General features: G+C 60.2%; 24 protein-coding genes, 1 tRNA gene and 2 pseudogenes. 10 read left to right on the plus strand and 17 right to left on the minus strand.

Annotated elements, in window-relative coordinates; translation table 11 throughout:
* Window positions 1-46 precede the first annotated feature (46 nt).
* Entirely contained in the window at window positions 47-964 is a 918-nt protein-coding gene (locus C4J91_RS07290; protein WP_124361706.1) for a LysR family transcriptional regulator, read from the plus strand.
* Window positions 965-971: 7 nt separating this feature from the next.
* Here C4J91_RS07290 and C4J91_RS07295 read toward each other — a convergent pair whose 3' ends face one another.
* Together C4J91_RS07295 and C4J91_RS07300 are read right to left on the minus strand one after the other, a co-directional pair.
* Window positions 972-1,256, minus strand: a complete 285-nt coding sequence (locus C4J91_RS07295; RefSeq protein WP_124361707.1) for a type II toxin-antitoxin system RelE/ParE family toxin — start codon at window positions 1,254-1,256, stop codon at window positions 972-974.
* Window positions 1,246-1,485 (minus strand): CopG family ribbon-helix-helix protein, encoded by a 240-nt coding sequence (locus tag C4J91_RS07300; RefSeq protein WP_124361708.1) that lies wholly within the window; start codon window positions 1,483-1,485, stop codon window positions 1,246-1,248. The genes C4J91_RS07295 and C4J91_RS07300 overlap by 11 nt, the downstream gene beginning before the upstream one ends.
* A 100-nt stretch (window positions 1,486-1,585) precedes the next feature.
* Here C4J91_RS07300 and fos point away from each other — a divergent pair, with 100 nt between their 5' ends.
* From fos to C4J91_RS07315, 3 genes are all read left to right on the plus strand, one after another.
* Entirely contained in the window at window positions 1,586-2,020 is a 435-nt protein-coding gene (gene fos / locus C4J91_RS07305; RefSeq protein ID WP_124361709.1) for a fosfomycin resistance glutathione transferase, read from the plus strand.
* A 29-nt stretch (window positions 2,021-2,049) separates the two neighbouring features.
* The gene (locus tag C4J91_RS07310; RefSeq protein WP_124361710.1) at window positions 2,050-2,691 is read left to right on the plus strand and encodes a LysE family translocator; all 642 of its coding nucleotides are present in this window, start codon (window positions 2,050-2,052) and stop codon (window positions 2,689-2,691) included.
* A gap of 120 nt (window positions 2,692-2,811) precedes the next feature.
* A complete protein-coding gene (locus C4J91_RS07315; protein WP_124361711.1) occupies window positions 2,812-3,339 on the plus strand; it encodes a DUF4142 domain-containing protein in 528 nt (175 codons plus the stop codon).
* Between the two features lie 54 nt (window positions 3,340-3,393).
* Here C4J91_RS07315 and C4J91_RS07320 read toward each other — a convergent pair whose 3' ends face one another.
* Window positions 3,394-3,819 (minus strand): low affinity iron permease family protein, encoded by a 426-nt coding sequence (locus C4J91_RS07320; RefSeq protein WP_124361712.1) that lies wholly within the window; start codon window positions 3,817-3,819, stop codon window positions 3,394-3,396.
* 176 nt (window positions 3,820-3,995) lie between these two features.
* On the opposite strand from C4J91_RS07320, the gene C4J91_RS07325 reads away from it, so the two are divergent.
* Window positions 3,996-4,778 (plus strand): GNAT family N-acetyltransferase, encoded by a 783-nt coding sequence (locus tag C4J91_RS07325; protein ID WP_124361713.1) that lies wholly within the window; start codon window positions 3,996-3,998, stop codon window positions 4,776-4,778.
* Here the strand turns inward: C4J91_RS07325 and C4J91_RS07330 are convergent, their stop codons facing one another.
* The 5 genes from C4J91_RS07330 to C4J91_RS07350 form a co-directional block, all read right to left on the minus strand.
* Complete coding sequence (locus C4J91_RS07330) at window positions 4,779-5,279, minus strand: methylated-DNA--[protein]-cysteine S-methyltransferase (protein ID WP_124361714.1); 501 nt, start codon at window positions 5,277-5,279, stop codon at window positions 4,779-4,781.
* A 207-nt stretch (window positions 5,280-5,486) separates the two neighbouring features.
* Window positions 5,487-5,560: transfer RNA gene (locus C4J91_RS07335), tRNA-Gly, on the minus strand.
* Window positions 5,561-5,694: 134 nt separating this feature from the next.
* A complete protein-coding gene (locus tag C4J91_RS07340) occupies window positions 5,695-6,579 on the minus strand; it encodes an alpha/beta fold hydrolase (RefSeq protein ID WP_124361715.1) in 885 nt (294 codons plus the stop codon).
* A gap of 304 nt (window positions 6,580-6,883) precedes the next feature.
* Window positions 6,884-7,576: a pseudouridine synthase gene (locus C4J91_RS07345; RefSeq protein WP_124361716.1), complete on the minus strand. Its 693-nt coding sequence runs from the start codon at window positions 7,574-7,576 to the stop codon at window positions 6,884-6,886.
* Window positions 7,566-7,778: a cysteine-rich CWC family protein gene (locus C4J91_RS07350; RefSeq protein WP_124361717.1), complete on the minus strand. Its 213-nt coding sequence runs from the start codon at window positions 7,776-7,778 to the stop codon at window positions 7,566-7,568. The genes C4J91_RS07345 and C4J91_RS07350 overlap by 11 nt, the downstream gene beginning before the upstream one ends.
* Before the next feature lie 293 nt (window positions 7,779-8,071).
* Here C4J91_RS07350 and C4J91_RS27720 point away from each other — a divergent pair, with 293 nt between their 5' ends.
* Window positions 8,072-8,425, plus strand: a complete 354-nt coding sequence (locus C4J91_RS27720) for a hypothetical protein (RefSeq protein WP_124361718.1) — start codon at window positions 8,072-8,074, stop codon at window positions 8,423-8,425.
* A 145-nt stretch (window positions 8,426-8,570) separates the two neighbouring features.
* A complete protein-coding gene (locus C4J91_RS07360) occupies window positions 8,571-9,005 on the plus strand; it encodes a DUF3757 domain-containing protein (RefSeq protein ID WP_124361719.1) in 435 nt (144 codons plus the stop codon).
* Between the two features lie 4 nt (window positions 9,006-9,009).
* On the opposite strand, the gene C4J91_RS07365 is transcribed toward C4J91_RS07360, so the two are convergent.
* Entirely contained in the window at window positions 9,010-10,122 is a 1,113-nt protein-coding gene (locus tag C4J91_RS07365; RefSeq protein ID WP_124361720.1) for an enoyl-CoA hydratase/isomerase family protein, read from the minus strand.
* A gap of 136 nt (window positions 10,123-10,258) precedes the next feature.
* Between C4J91_RS07365 and ung the strand changes: the two genes are divergently transcribed.
* The gene (ung, locus tag C4J91_RS07370) at window positions 10,259-10,951 is read left to right on the plus strand and encodes a uracil-DNA glycosylase (RefSeq protein WP_124361721.1); all 693 of its coding nucleotides are present in this window, start codon (window positions 10,259-10,261) and stop codon (window positions 10,949-10,951) included.
* Window positions 10,952-10,961: 10 nt separating this feature from the next.
* Here the strand turns inward: ung and C4J91_RS27725 are convergent, their stop codons facing one another.
* From C4J91_RS27725 to C4J91_RS07400, 6 genes and pseudogenes are all read right to left on the minus strand, one after another.
* Window positions 10,962-11,390 carry a YncE family protein gene (locus C4J91_RS27725; protein WP_256681666.1) on the minus strand — a complete coding sequence of 143 codons (429 nt, stop codon included), beginning with the start codon at window positions 11,388-11,390 and terminating at the stop codon, window positions 10,962-10,964.
* A 52-nt stretch (window positions 11,391-11,442) separates the two neighbouring features.
* A pseudogene (locus tag C4J91_RS28060) lies at window positions 11,443-11,877 on the minus strand (YncE family protein); the annotation flags it as partial.
* A gap of 138 nt (window positions 11,878-12,015) precedes the next feature.
* The gene (locus tag C4J91_RS07385; protein WP_124361724.1) at window positions 12,016-13,050 is read right to left on the minus strand and encodes an AbrB family transcriptional regulator; all 1,035 of its coding nucleotides are present in this window, start codon (window positions 13,048-13,050) and stop codon (window positions 12,016-12,018) included.
* Window positions 13,043-14,556 (minus strand): annotated as a pseudogene (locus tag C4J91_RS07390) (tripartite tricarboxylate transporter permease). Before C4J91_RS07390 ends, C4J91_RS07385 begins: the two are co-directional and overlap by 8 nt.
* A gap of 1 nt (window position 14,557) precedes the next feature.
* Window positions 14,558-15,016: a tripartite tricarboxylate transporter TctB family protein gene (locus tag C4J91_RS07395; protein WP_124361725.1), complete on the minus strand. Its 459-nt coding sequence runs from the start codon at window positions 15,014-15,016 to the stop codon at window positions 14,558-14,560.
* Between the two features lie 60 nt (window positions 15,017-15,076).
* Window positions 15,077-16,066, minus strand: coding sequence for a tripartite tricarboxylate transporter substrate binding protein (locus tag C4J91_RS07400; protein WP_164484579.1), 990 nt, complete (start codon window positions 16,064-16,066; stop codon window positions 15,077-15,079).
* A 393-nt stretch (window positions 16,067-16,459) separates the two neighbouring features.
* Here C4J91_RS07400 and C4J91_RS07405 point away from each other — a divergent pair, with 393 nt between their 5' ends.
* Both C4J91_RS07405 and C4J91_RS07410 read left to right on the plus strand, forming a co-directional pair.
* Window positions 16,460-17,131: a response regulator gene (locus C4J91_RS07405; protein ID WP_124361727.1), complete on the plus strand. Its 672-nt coding sequence runs from the start codon at window positions 16,460-16,462 to the stop codon at window positions 17,129-17,131.
* Complete coding sequence (locus C4J91_RS07410) at window positions 17,124-18,515, plus strand: sensor histidine kinase (RefSeq protein ID WP_124361728.1); 1,392 nt, start codon at window positions 17,124-17,126, stop codon at window positions 18,513-18,515. The genes C4J91_RS07405 and C4J91_RS07410 overlap by 8 nt, the downstream gene beginning before the upstream one ends.
* On the opposite strand, the gene C4J91_RS07415 is transcribed toward C4J91_RS07410, so the two are convergent.
* Together C4J91_RS07415 and C4J91_RS07420 are read right to left on the minus strand one after the other, a co-directional pair.
* On the minus strand, window positions 18,509-19,330 hold the full coding sequence (locus tag C4J91_RS07415) for an HDOD domain-containing protein (protein WP_124361729.1): 822 nt from the start codon (window positions 19,328-19,330) through the stop codon (window positions 18,509-18,511). The two genes, C4J91_RS07410 and C4J91_RS07415, sit on opposite strands and share 7 nt — an antisense overlap.
* Window positions 19,331-19,367: 37 nt before the next feature.
* A complete protein-coding gene (locus C4J91_RS07420) occupies window positions 19,368-20,309 on the minus strand; it encodes a folate-binding protein YgfZ (protein ID WP_124361730.1) in 942 nt (313 codons plus the stop codon).
* Window positions 20,310-20,434 lie beyond the last annotated feature (125 nt).

The following is a 20,434-nucleotide window of genomic DNA, read 5'->3' on the forward strand; positions in this document are numbered from 1 at the left end:
CTGGACTCTAGGTTATTCGTCGCGCAAATTTAAATTCCAAGTTCTTATGGCGAGCATGCAGCTGATGAATGATCTAAGGCGCATCGACCTCAACCTGTTGGTGATCCTCGACGTGTTGCTCAGCGAACAACACGTCACCCGCGCCGCCGAACGCCTGCACCTGAGCCAACCGGCGGTCAGCCACGCGCTGGCGCGCTTGCGTGACCTGCTGGGCGACCCGTTGCTGGTGCGTCAGGGCGGCTCATTGATACCAACGGCGCGTGCGCTGGAGTTGGCTACGCCGTTGGCGGAGGCGCTGGCCCAGGTGCAAGCGCTGCTGGCGCCGAACCGCTTTGACCCGGCGTCGGCCAAACGCCGCTTTCGCGTGGCAATGTCGGACTACAGTGCAGCGATTTTCCTGCCGGGATTGGTGCGTTTGTTGCGCCGTGAAGCGCCGGGAATCGACCTGCAAATCATCCAGGCCAGCCGCGAAGGCATGGTCGACGGCGTGCTCAATGGTGATCTCGACCTGGCCGCCGGGGTTTTCCCTGACATGCCTGCCGAACTGCGGACTACGCCCTTATTCGAAGAGCATTACACCTGCCTGGTCGACCGCGACAGCCTGCCGACGACGGGTGTGCTGGACCTGCCTACCTACCTGTCACGCCCCCATGTCTTGCTGGAAATGCGCGGCAGCGGCACGCCGGAAATCGAGCGTGCGCTGACCGCGATTCGTCAGCGCCGGCATGTGGCCGTCAGCCTGCCGCACTGGGGCGTGGCACCGCAGTTGATTCAGGGCACGGACCTGATCCTGACCGTCTCCTCCCGAGGCTTGTTGAATATCGATCATGCCCAACTGATCGCCGTGCCACCGCCGTTTCGTATTCCTTCGTTTGCGTTCGAGCTGGCATGGCATGCGCGACGGGGTGGGGATGCGGGGTTGCAGTGGTTGAGTGGGCGGGTGCAGGGTGTGCTAAAGGGCTGATCAGCCGCTACCAGGAGGTCGGTGGTTGGCGGCGGGTATGAAAAATTCGCATCACCTGTAGTCGCCCTTCACGAATACGGTAAGGGACAATGTAGGGCCACCGGGGCACCACCCATTCACGCGTCCCTGGGACGCGCCCGGTTTTTCCCAGCGCGGGAAATTGCGCAATGTGTTCAAGCCCGGCCAAAATCGCCTGGACGAACTCGTAGGCGGCTTTGGGGTTTTCTTCAGCAATAAAGGCCGCTTCATCATCCAGGTTTCTGAGGGCTGTCCTCAGCCACTCAACCTGCATTGTTGCGCCATTTGTCAGCGACGGCTTTTACCTCGGCAGCCGTCGCGAAATCCCCCGCATCAGCTTCTTTCAGCGCCTTTTGAATTTCTTCGATTTGCCATGCTTCACGCGTCAAGTATTCACGTAGCGCGTCAACAGCGAGGAACGATTTGCTGCGACCGGTCGCTTTGGCCAGACTGGCAAGCGTATCGGCGACATCGTCCGGTATCCGCAGGGACATAACAGACATACGAACCTCAATGTAGTGATAGGTAGTGCAACATACTACAGCGTCATCTCATTGATCGATTGTCCCGTTCGTCAGAGGCATTCCGAACAAGGAAAAACTTATGTTATCCGGGCTGAATCACCTGACCCTGGCCGTCACCGATCTGCAGCGCAGCATCCGTTTCTACCATGAGCTCCTGCAGCTTCGGCTTGACGCCACCTGGGATAACGGCGCCTACCTTTCGTTGCCTGGGCTGTGGTTATGTTTGTCGCTGGATCCGTTGCGTAACCCGATCCCGGCCGCCGATTACACGCATTACGCGTTGACCGTCGAAGCGCACGATTTCACTCCCCTGGTCGCACGCTTGCGAGCCGCTGGCGTGGGGGAGTGGCGCGACAATCGCAGTGAAGGCGCCTCGTTCTATTTTCTCGACCCCGATGGTCACAAGCTCGAAGCCCATGTCGGCGATCTCGCCTCGCGGTTGCAAGCCTGTCGCGCCAAGCCTTATGCCGGAATGAAGTTTTACCCCCTGCCCGAGAACGTGCAGAATCCCTGAACCTTTCAACTGCTATCAGAGCCACGCCCATGACCCCATCTTTGTTGCTCGCGGTCCTTGCGTCCGGGTTTATCTACGGTATTACGCCCGGTCCCGGCGTGTTGGCCGTGTTCGGTATCGGCGCCGCCCGTGGCCGGCGTGCCGGGGCAGGCTTTTTGGCTGGGCATTTGCTTGGCGACGTGGTGTGGTGCAGCACCGCATTGATTGCGATTGTGGGCGCTCGGGAAGTCGGCAGCAGTGCGTTTGATGCACTGGGCGTGCTCAGCGGGCTGTATCTGTTCTGGCTCGGCTGGCGTGCGATTCGCACCCAGCGGCGTAGCAGCGAGGCCCCTCAGGGAGCGGCGCGGCATCCGTTCTGGCACGGGATTCTGTTCGGCCTGACCAACCCCAAGGCGTACCCGGTGGCTGTTGCGACATTCACTGCATTGCTCTCCAGTCGTGCCGAATTGCTGACGTGGTCGATGCTGCCATGGCTGATTGTCCTGAGCTTCATCGGGGGCCTGTTGGCCTATGCGATCCTGATCGGCGTGGTCGGTGCCCAACGTGTGCGCACGCTGTATCAGCGTCATGAAATCCTTATCACGAGACTGTGCGGCGTGATGTTTATCGGGTTCGCCATCAACGCGTTGGCGCATGCGTTGCCGGGTCTGTTTGCCAGCAAGCCCGCCTGACTCAACAACGACCGTTCGTCGCACTGGAAAGTTTTTTCTAAACCTTTGCCGTGAGCAAAATTCGAATCCAGGGCGAGGCGCTGTTTCCTCGCACCTATTTTTGCCCTGGAGGAACCCATCATGAGCCGCATGGCTATCCGGTTACGCACCGCCAGTTTCGCGATGCTGCTGGGCCTCGGCGCCAGCAATGCTTTCGCCCAGTCACCTGCCGAATTCATCGAGCAGGCTTCGGCCAAAGGCATGGCCGATATCGAAACCAGTCGCATGGCCCACGCCAGAACCTCGTCCCAGGAGATCAAGGATTACACCATCGAGGTGATCAATGAGCGCACCCTGGCCAACCAGCATCTGGCGGCTATCGCCAAAAAGCTCGACTTGCCGGTAGCCCCACGTGAGAAGATCGTCGACAAGGCCGAAACCCTGATGCCCGAACTCAAGGACGGCGACTCCTTCGACGCCGCCTACACCGCGCAGCAGGTCAAGGAAACCGAAGACGCCATCGCCCTGTTCAAGCAGGAAGGCGCAGCGTCGCAGGTGCCAGAGATAAAAGCGTTGGTGGATGAGACGCTGCCCAAGCTGCAGGAGCGTCTGGAAAAGGCCCGCGCCCTGGCCTCGACCTACGGCAAGGGGCACCAAGGCGACGGTTGAAGCTCCCTTTGAAAATAAAAACGGCGGTTGGATCATCTCCAACCGCCGTTTTTTTCAGGCCTGGTTCAAATTTGTTTTCGGCGCCGCCGCGTCGTCGGCGGCAGGCCCGCAGCTGCTGTTGAGGTTCAAGCTGCCGGCTTTGCCGATATCGCGATATTCCTGGCGTAGCTTTTCAAGCTCCTTACGGTCCAGACCGTCCAGGCTCAGCACCGCGTTCTGCGCATCCTTGGACACACGCAACAGCTCGTCGATCTTGATATGCAGGATGTCATTGTCGCGGTTCTGTGTGTTCTGGATCAGGAACACCATCAGGAACGTGATGATGGTGGTCGAGGTATTGATGATCAATTGCCAGGTGTCGTTGTAATGAAAGTATGGCCCGCTCAGGCTCCACGCCAGGATCAGCGCCACCGCCGTGTAGAACGTCCGGGGGCTGCCGGCCCAGCGCGACAGGGTTTGGGAGACTGCAGAGAAGTTCATGACCGTTTTCCTCAAAAAGGGTGATGAAACTACTGACAGCAGTCGCTCGCTGAAATTTCTTTTTACAACTTAACAGGCGGACAAAAGTAGAGGTTTTTCTGCCGAGCTTTTAGGAGCGGGCCTACGGCGCGGTGAAACCGTGAGCACAAGACTGGGTTTTTGCCTGGTTATTGCTTATGCACGCTAAAAACGCCCATGACCTATTCGCACGCTATGACTTGACCGAAGCGCATTTTTTTGCGGCAACCTGCGCGATGTATTGTCGGCATAGCGCCGGTATCAGCACCTACTTTGCTGAGGAACATTGCGCGCCGTGGAATATGTTGTTTATTCGTCTGGGCAGCGACCCGCTGTGCGAAGCGACGGAGTTACCCCTGGAACTGATCCGCCGTACCTTTATCCCCATTCGTATCGTGATTCCTCAGGAACAGGTCGATGGCTTGCGCGACGTGCTCGCGCAGCTCGGCTTTCAGCCGGCTGAAGAGACCACGGCGATGGTCCTGTCATTGGCGCGCCTTGCGCCATTGATAAACGAGGAAGGTGTGCAGATCAGTCTGACTCGGAACCTGAACGAATGGGCGACTCCGCTCGACAGTGCATTCCTGATAGCGCCCAAGGCGGTCGCGCATTACCAGGCTCGGCACCAGCGATCCCTGGACGTCGGTGAAGCCCTATATCACTTCACATTGTCTGTGGAGGGGCAGGTGAGCTGTTCGTTGACCTTGTCGTTATGTGAGGGGGAGGCCCGGCTGAGTGATGTCGGCACGCGGGTCGGCTTTCGTGGAAGAGGCTACGCCACTCGATTGATTCAAGCGGCTCTGCTTCACGCCTCGGGCCTGGGGGCTCGCCGGTGTTTTCTCGAGGCCTCGACGGCCGCCGTTGCACTGTATGGAAAGCTCGGTTTCCAACGCTTGTTCGATTGCGCATCCTTTATTCGCGCAGCTGCCCCACAGCCATGATCAGAACGCCAGTTTCGCCTGGCCGCGATTCTCCAGCGTCAACAGATATTGCTTGGCCTCAAGCCCTCCCGCAAACCCGGTCAGCCCGCCCGAAGCACCCACCACTCGGTGACAGGGCGCAATGATCGAAATCGGATTACGCCCATTCGCCGCCCCGACTGCACGCACGGCTTTCGGGTTGCCGATCTGCTGGGCTATCTGGCTGTAGCTGCGCGTTTCGCCAAAAGGAATGGTCAGCAGGGCCTGCCAGACTTGTTTCTGAAAGTCGGTGCCGGCGAAGTCCAACTCCAGCTCGAACTGGCTGCGTGTTCCCGCGAAGTATTCGTTTAGCTGGCGCTGGGCTTCCAATAACACCAGGCTGTCGTTGGCCTCGATCAATTCACCCAGGCGTACGCGGTTGGCGCGCTCTGTTTGCCACAGGATGGCGCCAAGTTTGCCATGGCGCGCCACCAAGGTGAGTTCGCCGACAGGGGAGGGCATGAGTGTGTATTCACAGGGCATGGGTGGGCTCCTCGAAGGGATGCTGAAGCGTAAGGCGCCAGTGTAGGTCCATCAGGGTATTGGCAAACTACGTTTCTTGCGCTCGAATTCTTCGTAGAAGGCGAGCGTTATAGCCACCTGAACGTCAGCCAAAAAAAACCGGCCCCCAGGAGCCGGTTTTTTATGCATTTCGTGTCAGCGATGGCATGACATGAAAGCCAATTTGAGTGGAGCGGGTAGAGGGAATCGAACCCTCAACTAAAGCTTGGGAAGCTTTCGTTTTGCCACTAAACTATACCCGCTCAAAGCGGCTGACTTTGTACCAGATGTTCACCCGGATTTGAAGTTTTTCTTCGAAAAAATCGCATGTTGCGCGCGCACCGTACGCAGACAAGCGGCGCCACTGCAGGAACCCGCGCCTACAGTGGGCCTCACTTCAGACCGCAAATGCATGGTGCGTCTGACCCTGCTGATACCGTAACCGACCCACCGGCCGCTGCCCTTTCAAAAAGCCTACCACCGCCTCCCGGCTGTCCCGGCATGCCGCTTTATGCTCCATATCCAGGAAATGCCCCGTGGCCTGGACAGTGCTGAAGCTGCTGTGGGTTATATGTTGCCCAAACAGCCTGGCATCCTGCGCGCTGGTGTATTCGTCCCATTCGCCGTTCAGGAATAGCACCGGAATGTCGATCTGCCTGGCTGCGTTGAGGTAACACAAGCGGTCGCTGTAAAGCACTTGGCTGATGTGGAAGTGCATCTGCCCGTATTCATGCTCGGCCAGGCTGCTTACGTGCTTGTAGTTGAAGCGCTTGAACAGCGACGGCAGGTGCTTGCCGATGGTGCTGTTGACCAGATGGCCGACGCGGTCGCGGTCGAGGTTGCCGAGGTAGTCGACGCCGCGCTCAAGGTAGTCGCGCATGGGCGGGTTGATCACCGGGGAGAATGAGCTGATCACCGCCTTTTCAATGCGTCGCGGGCGTTGGGCGAGGGCGAACAGGGCGGCAGTACCGCCCCACGAGAACGAGAGCACGTGTTCGGCGGCGAAGCGCTCGATCAGCTCCAGCAGGATCTGGCCTTCGACTTCCTTCGTCAGCATCTGCTCGTGGCGGTTGTGGATTTTGGAACGACCGGCGTAGGGCTGGTCGTACAACACCACATTGAATTGGGGGTAAAGGCTTTTCACGGTTTGGGCGAAAGAGGCCGTGGTGGCCATCGAGCCGTTGACCAGAATGATGGTCTTTTCAGCGGCATCCGCGCGATAGAACTCCGTGTAAACCCGGTACTGACCCTGTATATCCAACACAGCGATTTCTGGCCTCATGTCGTAAGACTCCTGGCAAGCGGGTAGGGCGCGCAAATGACTTTGCACGAGCTTTATGACAGGTAGGCATACGCCTGGAAGATGAGCGCCCCTGTCGGTCCGATTGCGGTTGGCCGACAGCGGTTGTCAGGGCGGGATGTTTGCCGGGACGGCCCGTTAATCCAGCACGGGCGGGGCAAGGTGTTTCTTGGAGGTTATAGGTGACTCGCCAGTCATATTTCAACGGGTGAACTTGATTCAAGCACAGACTCGGCAGGTCGCAAGCCGCCTGGCTGGTTTTTTGCCACCAGCGGCTGAACGGTCGTCAGACTTGTCGGATTTCATCGTCAGTCAGGGCTCGGTATTCCCCCGGCGCAAGGGACGGATCCAGCTGCAGCGGGCCCATGCGCTCACGGTGCAGCGCGATCACCTTGTTATTGAAGTGCCCGAACATGCGTTTCACCTGGTGATAACGGCCTTCGATGATGCTCAAGCGCGCCGTGGTCGGTCCGAGTAATTCCAGCTCGGCGGGTTGGGTGGTGAGGTCTTCGAAAGCGAAGTACAGGCCCGCCTTGAATGTCACCGCGTATTCGGGACCGATTTCCTGCGCTGTTTCCACGCGGTACACCTTGGGCAACTTGGTCGTCGGTTGTGTCAGGCGCCGCGACCACTGGCCGTCGTTGGTGATCAACATCAGGCCGGTCGTGTTGTAGTCCAGGCGCCCGGCAATATGCAGCGTGCCTTTGTCCGGCTCATTCAGCAGATCGAGCACGGTAGGGTGTTGCGGATCCGCCGTGGCACTCACGCACCCTTGGGGTTTGTGCAGCATGAAATAGCGCGCCGGTTTGCCCGCCTGCAGCACCTCACCATCAACGCACACCTGGCTGAACTCGCGTACCTCATGGTGAGGATCACTGACCGTTACGCCATCAACGCTGACGCGGCGTTCCACCAACAGCAGTCTTACTTGCCTGCGATTGAAGCGCGGCAGGTTGCTGAGGAACCGATCAACGCGCATCAGGGGTGCGCAACTGTTCATCCACTTGGGCGCAACGCGGGCACAGGCAGGCTTTATTGCGCAGTTCGTCAGGTAGCGCGAGGACTACCGCTGGGTCAATGGTGACATTGAAGCACCAGCACGCCTGGTCAACCGTGCGTGGGTCTGCCAGGGCGCAGTCGTTGACGGCTCCGCAGGCGGGGCAAAGCGTGGGTGTGGTCATGGCAGGGTCAGGCTGTATAGGCAGGTGTGCTCGGCCTTGCACAATACAGCTCGGACCCGCAGCAGGACAATGCCGTCATCGAGAGCGACATGGTATCTGCGTGAAAGTGACTGAAACGATATAGCTTGGGCTCCCGTTGGTTGCCCCTACAGGAGTTGCGTGTTGATGTATCAAGTTGTTACTGAAACGCACCAGATGTTGTTTTTGATGTCAGATATTGTGTCATTCGGCGCAAGCTGGATGCCGCTCTCCAGCGTCGCTGGAGGTGCTCTTCCGCGGTCCAGGAGGCCGCCATGTATCGACGACTGCTGCTCACTGCATTACTCGGCCTGACCTTGTCAGCTTGTGTGCCCTACTACGATGGAGGCGCCACTTACTATCGCTCCGAGGTGTATACCGCACCGGCGCCTGCCTATTATTACGGTGGCCCTCGCTATGACAGGGGCAGCTACTACGCGCCGGCTCCACGTTACTATCCGGCCCCGCGCTATTACTCGGCGCCGCGTTATTACCAACCCGCGCCACGTTATTATCCGAGGTCTGCCTACCGGGCGTATCCGAACCAGGGCTGGGGAGGAAATCGTTGGGGAAACGGCGGTCACGGACGGGGTGGTGAGCATGGCGGTGGGCGCGGTGGTCACCGCTGAAGAAAGGCTTTGAACGAAGCGGCGCATGATGCGCCGCTTTTTTTTGCCTGCCATTCGTCGGCACTGTCAGATTTAACAGCTATCTTTGAGGCTCAAGATCTAATTCACTGCGGGGAACGCTGTGTGCTTGTGAAGGAAAGCCTCTATGTTCAAACAACTGATGTGCGTGCTTTTACTAGTCGGCTGCGTCATGGGCCCGGCGGGGGCAAAGCAGTTTTGTCCGGATAAATCGATGATCCGAAACGTCAAAGGCTACTTTCAATACCAGCAGGATGGCGTGCTCTGGCAAGGTCCCAAGGTTGAGCCTAACGAATATATACATAGCTTTCTTGGCGCTTTATTCACGCCTGAAAAGGGCACTGACCGAAAAAACGGCTACGTGGAAAAGTGCGTTTATGAAAACCAGCGTGAAGAGCTGGTCGTTATGCGTCCTTGCATTTCGGGCGCTGCCAACACCATGTCGCTGACCGACAGCTTGCATTGGGAGCTTGGCAAGATTCCCTTCGATCAACAGGTTTACGTCTGCCGTGACAATCAACCCGATAATTGCGCATTCACGATAAATGACTCGCAACGATAGGCTGTCAATAATCGGATAAATCTGCCAGAGGATTCCTACCCTCCCAGGCTTTTTCAAAATGCGCCTGCACCACCGCCTCTGGAATTGTGTTGATATCCGGCCAGTGCCAGTGCGGCGCCTGGTCCTTATCGATCAACCGCGCCCGCACCCCTTCGGCGAATTCCGGATGACGGCAGCAGTTGAGACTCACCGTGTACTCCATCTGGAACACTTGGGCCAACGACAAATGCCGAGCCCGGCGGATTTGCTCCCACACCAGATGGGCGGTCAGCGGGCAGCCTTCGCTCAGCGTCTTGCCGGCGCGAGCCAGCAGCGGATCAGCGTGATCACGCAACTGGCTCAACGCGCGCCAGGCGCAGCGTATGTCACCCACATCCAGCCATTCGTCGATCTGCCCACGGCGCGGCAACCACTGCGCTTTGGGTTGCTCGTCGACGGCTTCCTGGGCGAGGGCCTTGAGCAGGCTGTTGAGCTGCATCGCGCTCTGTTCCTGCCAGTTCAGTTGCAGCAGGCCTTCGAGCAGTTCCTCTTGCTGGTCATCGCGCAGGAAACGGTCGGCCAGGCCCAGGTCCAAGGCATCGCGGCCATTGATATGGCCGCCGGTAAGGCCCAGGAACAACCCGAGTTTGCCGGGCAGGCGCGACAAGAACCTGCTGGCACCGACATCCGGGTACAGGCCGATACTGATTTCCGGCATGGCCAGACGGCTGGTGGGCGTCACGACACGCACGGACGCGCTTTGCAGCAGCCCCATGCCGCCGCCCAGCACATAGCCGTGGCCCCAACAGATCAGCGGCTTGGGATAGGTGTGCAGGCGATAATCGAGGCGGTACTCCGCAGCGAAAAACTGCGCGGCCAGGGCGGGCACTTCGCCGGGTTGTTCGCGACAGGCCTGCGCCAGGCTGCGCACTTCGCCACCGGCGCAAAAGGCCTTGGGGCCATTGCCGCGCAGCAATACGCAGACGATGTTCGGGTCCTTGGCCCAGGCATCCAGGCGATCACCCAAGGCCAAAATCATCGGCAGGGACAGGGCGTTGAGGGTCTTTTCCGCGTCCAGGCTGGCGATGCCGATGCGGGCGCCGTCGCTGCCGGTCAGTTCTTCGAAGTGCAGGTTCATCGTGACCTCAATCGAGAAGGTGAAGGATGAGTATGATCCCTTCGTGGGAAAGCGCCGGTGGTGTGTCAGATCAATTGACAAGCGGGGTCGGCTTTCCTAGGGTTCGCCTCATTCTTTTTTACAAGACAATTCAACTATGACCGATGGCGACCGTATCAAACTCGAACCCAGCTGGAAACACGCCCTGCGCGATGAGTTCGAGAAGCCCTACATGGCCCAATTGCGCGAGTTCCTGCGCCAGGAACATGCGGCCGGCAAAGAGATCTACCCGCCCGGCCCGCTGATTTTCAATGCCCTCAACTCGACTCCGCTGGACAAGGTCAAGGTAGTGATCCTCGGCCAGGACCCGTACCACGGCCCCGGCCAGGCCCACGGCCTGTGCTTTTCGGTGCAACCGGGCGTGCCGGCGCCGCCGTCCCTGGTCAATATCTATAAAGAACTCAAGCGTGACCTGAACATCGACATCCCCAACCACGGCTACCTGCAAAGCTGGGCCGACCAGGGCGTGCTGATGCTCAACACCACCATGACTGTGGAACGCGCCAATGCCAATGCCCATGCGGGCAAGGGTTGGCAGTTCTTTACCGACCGGATCATCGAGGTGGTCAGCGAGCATCAGCCGCATCTGGTGTTTTTGTTGTGGGGCGCCCACGCCCAGAGCAAGCAAAAGCTGATCGATGCCACCAAGCACCTGGTGCTGACCTCGGTGCACCCGTCACCGTTGTCGGCGTATCGCGGATTTCTGGGCTGCGGGCATTTCAGTCGCGCCAACAAGTTTCTGGAGCAGAATGGCGAGGCGCCGATCGAGTGGCGGTTGCCGCCAGCCTGATCATGCGGTGCTATAACCTCACCCGGCAGACTATTGTCTTTCCGATATCGGCGACATAGGCGTTGCGGCCATCCGGGGAGATGACGATACCCCGCGGCTTTTCAAATCCTCCAATCGTGCCAGTGATGAGATTCAGGCGGGTGTCAGTGATGCTGATCTGGCCCCCGTCTGTTTCAGTGATATACGCCGTTTCGCTGAGCCGATTGAAGGCAATTTGCCAAGGCCCCCTGAGGCCGCGAATCTCCTTGCTGACGTCAGGAACCAAGGCGTCGCCTACGGTCACTCGTCCACTAGCGCGATGGGCGATATAAACGCGAGGGTAGCGTGGGCTGTGGCTGATCGATGTGGGGATACCTAGCGCGGCTTTGATATCTGCAACGACCGTGTGGTTCGTGAGCTCGACGATGGTCCAGCCAAGCGCGAGTGTTATCGGGTGCAATTACAACATCTCTAGGCCGACCCACCGTCGTCTCAGCTGTTCGCTGGTAGTTGCTGGTGTCTATCGCGACCAGCTTCGAAGCCCCATGGTCAGCGACGTACAGCCTCGTGCCCGTTGAGTTCAGGGCGATGCCATTAACCGTGGTGAACCCATCAATACGTCCAATGACGGTGTGATTAAGGGTTTCAATGACGTTAAGCGGGGTTCCCGTCGCGACACTGTTGTCAGTTACATAGAGGCATGACGCAACGTCGTTGATTGCGACCCATAGAGGAGAGCCCAAACCTCCTATGGTCTCGATCACGCGTAGCGGCTGCGTACCCAGGACGGTAACGCTTCCCGATCCGGTGGCACTTGTCACATACAGGCGTGTGCCTGCACGGTTCATTAGCAGCTTATTGGGCGAGCCCGTAACAGCGACAGTTTCCACGATCGCTGCAGCTGCGGTGCCGGAGTTCGACGGGGTCAAGTTATTACGTCTCGCCATGTGAAGGATTGCTCGTAGACCAAGTGGAGGCAGGTATCGTGGTTATCAGAAATTGAGCGCTCGGCGGCGGGGGTTGCCTACTGTGAGAAATAACAGTTCAGATGAGTGGTCATGGCTCTAGGATGAACCATGAGCAAATCACTGCTCAGGTTGGCGGTTCCATCGCCTGAATAACGGCTCCGCCAAAAACAACACAAACAACAATCGCATCACCTGCATCGCCGTCACCAGCGGCACCGATAGCTGCAGGGTTTCGGCGGTTAGGCTCATCTCCGCAATACCGCCGGGCATCATGCCCAGGGTCAGCGAGCGCAGGTCCAGGTGGGTCAGGGCACTCAGGCCCACAGCCGCCAGGGTCGCCAGTGCCATGGTCAAGGCGGTGCCGATCAACGTGCGACCCATAAAGGATGGAGCCCTGCGAAAGAACTGTCGGTTGAAGTGGCAGCCCAACCCGCTGCCGATCAACCACTGGCCAATCTGACTGCCACCGTCGGGCAAACCAATATGTAGGTCCCACACAACACTGGCAGTCGCACTCACCAGCAACGGGCCGAACAGCCAAGGGTTCGGCTGGTGCAAGCGCTGCCAGCCCCAGGCCACCAGAGCCCCCATCGGAAACAGCAACGCCAGCCACAGCCAACTAACGGGTGCCGGATGAAACTGCGGCGCGCCACCGTCCAGCAAATACTTGAAGATCGCCGGCACGCACAGTACCACTACCAGCACGCGCAAACTCTGCCCCGCCGCAACCCGGCTGAGCACCGCACCATTGCGCGCGCCGAGGTTGACCATCTCCCCGGAGCCACCCGGCATGCTGGAGAAAAACGCGGTGGCGCGATCTTCGCCACTGCGGCGCATCAACCACACCCCGACCACGCTCGACAGGCTAGTGACCAATGCGCCGAAAAAAATCAGCCCGAAGTGGCTCATCACCTGTTCGATCACTACCGGCGTGAAGTGCAGTCCGATGCCGATGCCCACTACCCATTGGCCGCATTTGCGCCCGCCGGGAATTTCCGCCAATTGCCAGGGCGTGAGGCAGCGCACCAGGATGATCGCCAGCAACGAGCCGACCATATAGGGCAAAGGCCAGCCGACGAGGCTGGCCAGGTAACCGCCGGCCAGGCCGACCAGCGGTGTTCCCCACCATTGCTTGAAAGTGACCTCAGACATCGGCCACGGCACGACGCTGCAAGGCACGTTTGCGGTAGATGCGCACCAGCGGGAACATCAGCATCAGCGCGGTCAGTACCCAGACGCCGAAGGTAATCGGGCTCGACCACAGGATGTCCAGCGCACCGTTGGAGATCGACAGCGCGCGGCGCAGGTTCTGCTCCATCAGGCCGCCGAGGATAAAGCCCAGCAATACCGGCGACAGCGGAAAGTCGAGCTTGCGCAGGATGTAGCCGAAGATGCCGATACCGACCATCAGGAACAGGTCGAACGTGGTGGCATGCACCGCGTACACGCCAATTGCGGTGATGATGGCGATCACCGGCACCAGCGCCCAGTTCGGCACGGCGAGGATACGGGTGAAGATGCGGATCATCGGGATGTTGAGGATCACCAGCATGATGTTGGCGATAAACAACGAGGCGATCAGGCCCCAGACAATGTCCGGTTGCTGTTGGAACAGCAGCGGGCCGGGCGTGATGTTGTAAAGCGACAGGGCGCCGATCATCACGGCCGTGGTGCCCGAGCCGGGCACGCCCAGGGTCAGCATCGGCACCAGGGCGCCGCAGGCGGACGCGCCGATTGCGGTTTCCGGAGCGGCCAGGCCACGCATGTCGCCCTGGCCGAATGTGCCGTTGGCGCCGGCCAGGCGTTTTTCGGTCATGTAGGCCACGGCAGACGCCAGGGTTGCACCGGCACCCGGCAACACGCCCATGATGAAACCGAGTAAGCCGCAGCGGATGTTAACCACGAAGACCGCACTGGCTTCCTTGAGGTTGAACATCATCCGTCCGGTGGCTTTGACCGCTTCCTGGCCACGGTGGGTTTTCTCCAGCAGCAGCAGGATCTCGCTGATGGAAAACAGGCCCAGCACCAACACCACGAACTGAATACCATCGGTGAGGTGGATGTTGTCGCCGGTAAAGCGGTACACGCCGCTGTTGGCATCGATGCCTACCGCCGAGAGGAACAGGCCGATCAGCGCCGCCACAAAGGTCTTCAACGGCTTGTCGCCGGCCATGCCGCCCAGGCACACAATCGCGAACACCATCAGTACGAAATATTCCGCCGGGCCGAAGGCAATCGCCCATTTGGCCAGCAGCGGGGCAAACAGCACCATGCCGCAGGTGGCGATAAAGGCACCGATGAACGAACTCCACGCCGACAACGACAGCGCTACGCCGGCCAGGCCTTTGCGGGCCATTGGGTAGCCGTCGAGGGTGGTCATCACGGTGGAGGCTTCGCCCGGAATATTGAGCAGGATCGAGCTGATACGGCCGCCGTATTCGCAGCCCAGGTACACCGCTGCGAGCAGGATCAACGCCGATTCGGGGGCAGGCCCAGAGCAAATGCGATGGGGATCAACAACGCCACGCCATTGATCGGCCCCAGGCCCGGCAACAGGCCGACCACAGTGCCGATCAGCGTGCCGCACAAGGCGGTCACTAGGTTGTACGGGCTCAGCGCGACGCCGAATCCCTGGCCCAAATAGCCAAAAGTATCCATATCAGTTCTCCAGTACGTCGAGCAGGCCGAGGGGCAGCGGCACATCCATGGCTTTGTCGAACAGCAGGTACAAGCCGATGGCCATCAGGCCGACGATCACTACGCTGGGTATCCAGCGCCCGCCATACAGGCGTGCCATCGGGATGCCGATCAACAGGCTGCTGAGGATGAAACCCAACGATTCGAAGGTGGCGGCGAACACGATCAACAGCGCTACGCAAATGCCGATCTTGACCAGTGTGTCGCGGTCCAGCGCCGGGTCTTCTTCGGTGTGTTGGGTGGGTTGCGGGCGAAACAGCATGTAGATCAGCGCCAGGCTCATCAGCCCGAGCATCAGCAGCGGAAAGGCGCGAGGCCCGACCGGCTCGTAGGAAAACGCCGCCTGATACGGCCAGGCCATCAGGGCGAGGCCGGCGCAGGCCAGCAACAGTACGGCGGCGAAAATGCGTTGTAAGAGCATGGTGAACTCCTGGGCCACACCGCGTATTTAAACGGGCGTGGCCGCGCGAAAGCGGGGCGTTTACTGGATCAGGCCGAACTCTTTTGCCAGCACTTTGTAGTCAGCCACCTGTTTCTTCACGTAGGTGTCCAGTTCCGGGCCTGTCATGGCGAACGGGAACAGCTCGCGCTGGTCACGCAGCTTGGCGAACTCGTCGGAAGCCAGCAGTTTGTCGAAGGCATCCTTCCACCAGGCGTAGTCGGCATCGCTGACTTTTGGCCCGAGGTAGAAGCCGCGCACCACTGGCCAGACGATGTCATAGCCTTGCTCCTTGGCGGTCGGAATGTTCTTCATTTCCGGCTCGTCCAGGCGCTGCTCGGAGAACACCGCCAGCAGGCGCATGTCACCGCTGAGGATGTGTGGCATGGAGTCGGAAATATCGGTGCTGCCCACCTGAATGTGGCCACCGAGCAACGCGGTAGCGATTTCGCCGCCGCCTTCCAGCGCGACGTAACGCAGCTCGCGCGGATTGATCCCGGCGGCCTTGGCGATCAGCGCGGTTTGCATCCAGTCCTGGCTGCCCACTGTGCCGCCGGAACCTATCACTACGCTGCCTGGATCTTTTTTCAAGGCTTTTACGAGATCGTCGAGGGTCTTGTAGGGCGAATCACTTTTCACCGCGATGGCGCCGTAGCTGGTGCCCACCGCTGCGAGCCAGCGCACGGCGCTTTCATCGAAGCGACCGAACTTGCCCTGGGCCAGGTTCAGCAATGAACCGCTGGACCAGGCTACCAGGGTACCTCCATCCGCAGGGCGCTGAGCGACCACCGCGTTGTAGGCCACTGCGCCCACGCCGCCTGGCATGTAGGTCACGCGCATCGGCTTGCTCAGCAGTTTCTGGTTGACCAGCGCGCTTTGTGCCAGCTTGCAGGTCAGGTCAAAACCACCGCCCGGGGAAGCCGGGGCGATGCATTCAGGGCGCTTGGGTTCGTCGGCGGCCAGCAGTTGGCCGGCAAACAGCATGCAGCCGGCGGTAATGGCAACTTTACGCAGTGAAAGGGTCATGGTGATCTCCGTCTTTTTGTTATGAGTGGCTTAGCCGCGTGCGATGCTGTGCCTGGCGTTGCGCGAACGCACGTCCACCGTCTTCGAAGACGGCAAGGGCAGAGTGGTGTGAGTAAGGCGGGAATTTCTTGCAGGCGGGCGAGCCTGGGACTGTCTCGACAGCATCGTGGTGCACTCCGTTATTGTTCTTATTTTGGCGAAAACGCTTCGAGGCGTTTTTCGGGCGCTACGGGTGAGGTAGCTCGGCGGGCGTAACCACCGTAACTGGATGCTAAAGGGCGAAGCTTTCACTAACCTTTCAGTTGCCTTTCAATGTTTTCGGGCTTCACAGGGCAGGTTGCGCCTGTAAACTGCCCGCCAAAGCGTGGCGTCGACCACGTCTGCACGAGGTAAAAATTCATGCGTGTCCTTCTGGTTGAAGACCATTTGCAACTCGCCGAAAGTGTCGCCCAAGCGCTCAAGAGCATAGGGTTGACCGTCGACGTGTTGCATGATGGCGTGGCTGCGGACTTGGCGTTGAGCAGCGAGGAATACGCGGCGGCGATCCTTGATGTGGGGCTGCCGCGCATGGATGGTTTCGAAGTGTTGGCACGCTTGCGCGCCCGTGGAAAAAATTTGCCGGTGTTGATGCTCACGGCACGCAGCGATGTAAAAGACCGCGTGCATGGCTTGAACCTGGGCGCCGACGATTACCTCGCCAAACCGTTTGAACTGACGGAACTGGAAGCGCGGGTCAAGGCGCTGCTACGACGCAGTGTATTGGGCGGCGAGCGCCAGCAGGCGTGCGGCGTGCTGGTGTATGACCTCGATACTCGGCGTTTCACGGTCGGTGGCGAACTGCTGACGCTGACCTCGCGCGAGCAAGCGGTGCTCGAGGCGCTCATCGCCCGGCCTGGCCGCGTGATGAGCAAGGAGCAACTGGCCTCCCAGGTGTTCGGTCTCGACGAAGAAGCCAGCCCGGACGCTATCGAGATTTATGTGCACCGCCTGCGCAAGAAACTCGACGGCCAGCCTATCGCCATTGTCACCTTCCGTGGCCTTGGCTACCTGCTGGAAGCCCGCGATGCATAAGCCCAGCAGCCTGCGCTGGCGCCTGCTGTGGAACCTCGCGCTGTTGCTGGTGCTGCTGATGTTCGCCAGCGGCATGAGTGCCTACTGGAACGGGCGTGAAGCGGCCGACACCGCCTATGACCGCACGCTGCTGGCCTCGGCGCGCACCATTGCCGCCGGCTTGACCCAGGTGGACGGCACGCTCAGTGCCAACGTGCCCTACGTGGCTCTGGACACCTTTGCCTACGACAGCGCCGGGCGTATCTATTACCAGGTCAACGACATCAACCAGAAGCTGATATCGGGTTATGAAAACCTTCCCGGCCCGCCGCCCGGCACCCCGCGTACTGACGATTACCCGGCCTTGGCGCGGTTCTACGACGCCGTGTATCAGGGCCAGCCGGTGCGCGTGGTGAGCCTGCTCAAGGCTGTCTCCGAGCCGAACATGAATGGCATGGCGGAGATCCGTGTCGCAGAAACTGACGAAGCCCGGGTCGCCATGGCCCGCAGCCTGATGGCCGACACCTTGTTGCGCCTGGGCATGCTGGCTATTGGCGCGCTGTTGCTGGTGTGGTTTGCCGTCAGCGCGGCGCTGCGCCCGCTGGAGCGCCTGCGCACGGCGGTGGAAGAACGCCAGCCCGATGACCTGCGGCCCTTGCCGCTGGTAGAGGTGCAGGATGAGTTCGGCCCGCTGGTGCGTTCCCTCAACCATTTCACCGAACGCTTGCGCGGCCAGTTCGAACGCCAGGCGCAGTTCATTGCCGACGCCGCCCACGAGTTGCGTACGCCGCTGGCCGCGCTCAAGGCCCGCCTGGAACTGGGCCTGCGCGCCGAAGACCCGGCCACGTGGCGCACCACCCTGGAAACTGCCGCCCAGGGCACCGACCGTCTCACGCACCTGGCTAATCAGTTGCTGTCCCTGGCACGCATCGAAAATGGTGCCAGGGCCATTGCCGAAGGCGGCGCGCAGTTGCTAGACCTCAGCCAATTGGCCCGAGAGCTGGGCATGGCCATGGCGCCATTGGCCCACGCGCGAGGCGTTGCCTTGGCGCTGGAAGCAGACGAGCCGGTGTGGCTGCGCGGCGAACCGACGCTGCTCAATGAGTTGCTGAGCAACCTGGTGGACAATGCGCTGGCGCACACACCACCGGGCGGCAACGTGATTTTGCGGGTGACGGCGCCAGCAGTGCTCGAAGTCGAAGACGACGGCCCCGGTATCCCGCTGGATGAGCGGGATCGGGTGTTCGAGCGATTTTATCGGCGCAGCCAGCAGGGTATGGGGTCGGGCCTGGGGCTGGCGATTGTCGGGGAGATCTGCCGTGCGCACCTGGCGCAGATCAGCCTGCACGATGGCGAATCGGCGGGGTTGAAAGTGCGCGTGAGTTTTATCGCCGGGGATCAGTAGAACATCGAACGTGCTTCATCCAGTTCGGTGCGCAACGTCTCGCTGTAGGGGTCAATCCGCAGCTTCTTCACCGCCGGTACGTCGGCCATATCGACGTTTGCCATTGGGTGTCCGGTGTGGCGGTGACAGTAGAGCACGGCGACCTGCACCACATCGATGTAATCGAGCTGGGCGCAGTCGCGTTCCAGGTTCAGATACTGGCCGGGCAGTTTTGCCAGCATTTCGGGGAAGTCCCAGCCGCTGAGCAGCTTGTCGCCCAATACCGGATGGATGCTGTCGATCACGTGGTTGAGGCTGACCGGGTCGGACAGCAGCTCGTAATGGTCTTCGGCGTAGGTGAGGATCGGCAGCACGCCGATCTGGTGCACCAGGCCGCCGAGGGCCGCCTGGTCGGGCTTGAGTTGGCTATGCCGGCGACACAAGGCATAGCTGACGCCCGCGACCTCCAGGCTGCGGCGCCACACTTCGCGCATTTTCTGTTCGACCACCTCGGAGCGGGCGTGAAAGATCTGCTCCATGACCAGGCCGATGGCCAGGTTGCTGCTGTAATTGGTGCCGAGCCGCGTGATGGCGGTGTGCAGGTCGGTAACTTCCTGAGTTGCTCTGAGCAACGGGCTATTGACCACTTTGATCAGGCGCGCCGACAGGGCGGTATCGCGACTGATCACTTTACTCAAGTGGCTGATGCTGATCTCCGGGTCTTCGGCGGCCTGACGAATTTTCAGGGCCACCTCCGGTAATGTCGGCAGAACCAGGTCATCGTTGTCGATGGCCTTCATCAAAGCCTGTTGGACTTTTTCCGCCAGCTCGTTCATTCATACTCTCTAGGGTGTTGCAAAAAAAGTACGGCGGTTAACGCTGGATCTCACGATCGCGGTCCAGCGCGTAGGGCAGGTCAAGCAGTCGCAGGCCCGGGCCTTCCAGGCTGCCTAAGCGTACGTCGCCGTTATCGGCAGCTTCGGCTTGCAGCACGGCAAGAAGTTCAATGGACTGACCCGCTTTTGCCGCGATGACCACTTCGCCGATCGAACTGTTATGGCTCGGGGAAAACAGTGCGGTGCCTGGCTCGGGTAATTCGGTCGCAGCCAGACTCAGGCGGTACAGGCGGCGTTTGAGTTTGCCCAGGTACTGCATGCGCGCGACGATTTCCTGGCCGGTGTAGCAACCTTTCTTGAAGCTGACGCCGCCCACCGCTTGCAGGTTGAGCATCTGCGGGATGAACAGTTCGCGGGTCTGCGGCATCACCTGGCCGATGCCGGCGCGGACCTGGCCCAGCAGCCATTCATTCAGCTCGGCTTGCGGCAGGCTTGCCGCCAACTGGCTGCGCAGGCTTTCGGCGTGTTCGGCGGGTGCCCAGAGTTCAGCGCGGCCAGGCGACACGCGGATGGCGATCAACGTCTCGGTGCGCGTCACGCTGTCGGTCTCGACCGGCAACGCCAGGCCCAGCGCGGCCAGCGCCTGGTCGGCATGCGCCAGGCCGAAACGCACCCAGGCGGCGCTTTCATCGGTGAGTTTGGATTTGGAGAACACTGCGTATTTCTTCAGGTCTGCCAATTGCGGCTCGAGCAGTTCGCTGGCCATGGCCAGGAGCACGCCGTCACTTTGTAGCAGGATGCGAAAACTTGACTGCATCCGGCCTTTTTGCGTGCAGCGCGCGCCCAGGCTGGCCTGGGTGTCACTCAGGTAATTGAGGTTGCAGGTCAGTTGGCCCTGCAGGAATTTGGCAGCGTCCGCGCCGCGGACGGCGAGAACGCCTTCGTGGGACAGCGAGCAGAAGAAAGCAGAGTCGGCCATGGGTCATCGCAGGTCAAAAAGTCATGGGTGCATCATAGAGGGGCGCCCGGCAAATGCATAGTTTCCATGGGGCGCGACCAAAGCCGGCTGTCCCGGTGCCGTCGGGCCTGTATACTTGCGCTCTA

Origin of the sequence: Pseudomonas sp. R3-52-08, assembly GCF_003851745.1 — a bacterium.
Lineage (GTDB): Bacteria > Pseudomonadota > Gammaproteobacteria > Pseudomonadales > Pseudomonadaceae > Aquipseudomonas.

Bases quoted from the DNA above. Each gene is read 5' to 3' on its own strand.
- C4J91_RS07325 (WP_124361713.1), top strand. From the start codon at position 3,996: ATGCACGCTAAAAACGCCCATGACCTATTCGCACGCTATGACTTGACC.
- C4J91_RS07415 (WP_124361729.1), bottom strand. From the start codon at position 19,330: ATGAACGAGCTGGCGGAAAAAGTCCAACAGGCTTTGATGAAGGCCATC.
- C4J91_RS07420 (WP_124361730.1), bottom strand. From the start codon at position 20,309: ATGGCCGACTCTGCTTTCTTCTGCTCGCTGTCCCACGAAGGCGTTCTC.
- C4J91_RS07290 (WP_124361706.1), top strand. From the start codon at position 47: ATGGCGAGCATGCAGCTGATGAATGATCTAAGGCGCATCGACCTCAAC.
- C4J91_RS07330 (WP_124361714.1), bottom strand. From the start codon at position 5,279: ATGCCCTGTGAATACACACTCATGCCCTCCCCTGTCGGCGAACTCACC.
- C4J91_RS07340 (WP_124361715.1), bottom strand. From the start codon at position 6,579: ATGAGGCCAGAAATCGCTGTGTTGGATATACAGGGTCAGTACCGGGTT.
- C4J91_RS07345 (WP_124361716.1), bottom strand. From the start codon at position 7,576: ATGCGCGTTGATCGGTTCCTCAGCAACCTGCCGCGCTTCAATCGCAGG.
- C4J91_RS07360 (WP_124361719.1), top strand. From the start codon at position 8,571: ATGTTCAAACAACTGATGTGCGTGCTTTTACTAGTCGGCTGCGTCATG.
- C4J91_RS07310 (WP_124361710.1), top strand. From the start codon at position 2,050: ATGACCCCATCTTTGTTGCTCGCGGTCCTTGCGTCCGGGTTTATCTAC.
- C4J91_RS07350 (WP_124361717.1), bottom strand. From the start codon at position 7,778: ATGACCACACCCACGCTTTGCCCCGCCTGCGGAGCCGTCAACGACTGC.
- C4J91_RS07315 (WP_124361711.1), top strand. From the start codon at position 2,812: ATGAGCCGCATGGCTATCCGGTTACGCACCGCCAGTTTCGCGATGCTG.
- fos (WP_124361709.1), top strand. From the start codon at position 1,586: ATGTTATCCGGGCTGAATCACCTGACCCTGGCCGTCACCGATCTGCAG.
- C4J91_RS07295 (WP_124361707.1), bottom strand. From the start codon at position 1,256: ATGCAGGTTGAGTGGCTGAGGACAGCCCTCAGAAACCTGGATGATGAA.
- C4J91_RS07320 (WP_124361712.1), bottom strand. From the start codon at position 3,819: ATGAACTTCTCTGCAGTCTCCCAAACCCTGTCGCGCTGGGCCGGCAGC.
- C4J91_RS07300 (WP_124361708.1), bottom strand. From the start codon at position 1,485: ATGTCTGTTATGTCCCTGCGGATACCGGACGATGTCGCCGATACGCTT.
- ung (WP_124361721.1), top strand. From the start codon at position 10,259: ATGACCGATGGCGACCGTATCAAACTCGAACCCAGCTGGAAACACGCC.
- C4J91_RS07385 (WP_124361724.1), bottom strand. From the start codon at position 13,050: ATGTCTGAGGTCACTTTCAAGCAATGGTGGGGAACACCGCTGGTCGGC.
- C4J91_RS27720 (WP_124361718.1), top strand. From the start codon at position 8,072: ATGTATCGACGACTGCTGCTCACTGCATTACTCGGCCTGACCTTGTCA.
- C4J91_RS07410 (WP_124361728.1), top strand. From the start codon at position 17,124: ATGCATAAGCCCAGCAGCCTGCGCTGGCGCCTGCTGTGGAACCTCGCG.
- C4J91_RS07365 (WP_124361720.1), bottom strand. From the start codon at position 10,122: ATGAACCTGCACTTCGAAGAACTGACCGGCAGCGACGGCGCCCGCATC.
- C4J91_RS07395 (WP_124361725.1), bottom strand. From the start codon at position 15,016: ATGCTCTTACAACGCATTTTCGCCGCCGTACTGTTGCTGGCCTGCGCC.
- C4J91_RS07405 (WP_124361727.1), top strand. From the start codon at position 16,460: ATGCGTGTCCTTCTGGTTGAAGACCATTTGCAACTCGCCGAAAGTGTC.